The organism is Chryseobacterium sp. C2(2020) (genome assembly GCF_014218915.1).
GTDB lineage: Bacteria > Bacteroidota > Bacteroidia > Flavobacteriales > Weeksellaceae > Chryseobacterium > Chryseobacterium mucoviscidosis.
On record NZ_JACLCT010000097.1, the window covers coordinates 1 to 1,129 of the forward strand.

The following is a 1,129-nucleotide window of genomic DNA, read 5'->3' on the forward strand; positions in this document are numbered from 1 at the left end:
AAAGCCGTTTATCAGTTTGATGAAGCGTTTAAAAGCAAAATGCCTTCAAAAAACACGGATAATGATTTGACTAAAGAACTTAAGTACTGCAAAGAGCTGGAAAAAGCAATTGAAAACGAACCCTCTATCAGTGAAATTCCTTCGGTAAAGGAGAAACTAAACCTTTTGAAGGAATTGATGGAAGACACGGGTGAGGAAATGATTTTGTCCAAAGATACGGATGCCAAAACAGGTCATAAATCTGCTGACAGCTCATTTTTCGGCTACAAAACACATCTGGCAATGAGCGAAGAGCGGATCATTACGGCAGCGGTGGTCACCTCGGGAGAAAAAGGTGACGGTCCTGAATTGCCGAAACTACTGCAGATGAGCCGGGATAACGGGATGGAGATAGACACTATTATTGGCGATGCCGCTTACAGTGGAAAGGAGAATCTGAAAATTGCAAAAGATCAGAATATCAAAGTCGTCGCCAGACTCAATCCCTCCATTACCCAAGGTTTTAGAAAAGACGAAGACAAATTTGATTACAACAAAGATGCCGACCGGTTTGTTTGTCCTGCAGGACATTTGGCGATAAGAAAAGCACGGGGCGGAACCAGAAACGTAGGTAAAAATCAAGTCGATACCTATTATTTTGATGTTGAAAAGTGCAGGGTTTGTCCACTGAAAGAAGGCTGCTATAAGGATGGTGCAAAAAGTAAAACCTATTCTGTCTCCATCAAATCGGAATTACATCAGGATCAAATGGCTTTTCAGCAAAGCGATTATTACAAAGAAAAATCGAAACACCGCTATAAAATCGAAGCCAAAAACAGTGAACTGAAAAATGTACACGGCTATCAAAGAGCCACTTCTTACGGCATAGAAAATATGCAGATGCAGGGCGCAATGGCTATTTTCGCAGTCAATCTGAAGAGAATCCTGAAATTATTGTAGAGAAAATAAATCTCTGTACCGAATTTTCAAAATCAATTGTAATAAGATTAAAATCACCACTCAAAAAAATCAAAAAAACAACTTCCCAAAAAAATAAAAAGCTTATTACGGACTTTTAAATCTTGTAATAAGCTCTTATTTTTCATCCTAAATAAATAGGCTGTCGTAAAATGAAAGGTTTTTCAGTGAC

The 1,129-nt window shown here is 38.5% G+C and carries 1 protein-coding gene; it reads left to right on the forward strand.

The genetic code is table 11. The features are described 5' to 3' along the window. On the forward strand, positions 1 to 939 hold a 939-nt coding region (locus H6W52_RS21075; RefSeq protein WP_185216979.1), incomplete at its 5' end, for a transposase. Positions 940 to 1,129: the final 190 nt, after the last annotated feature.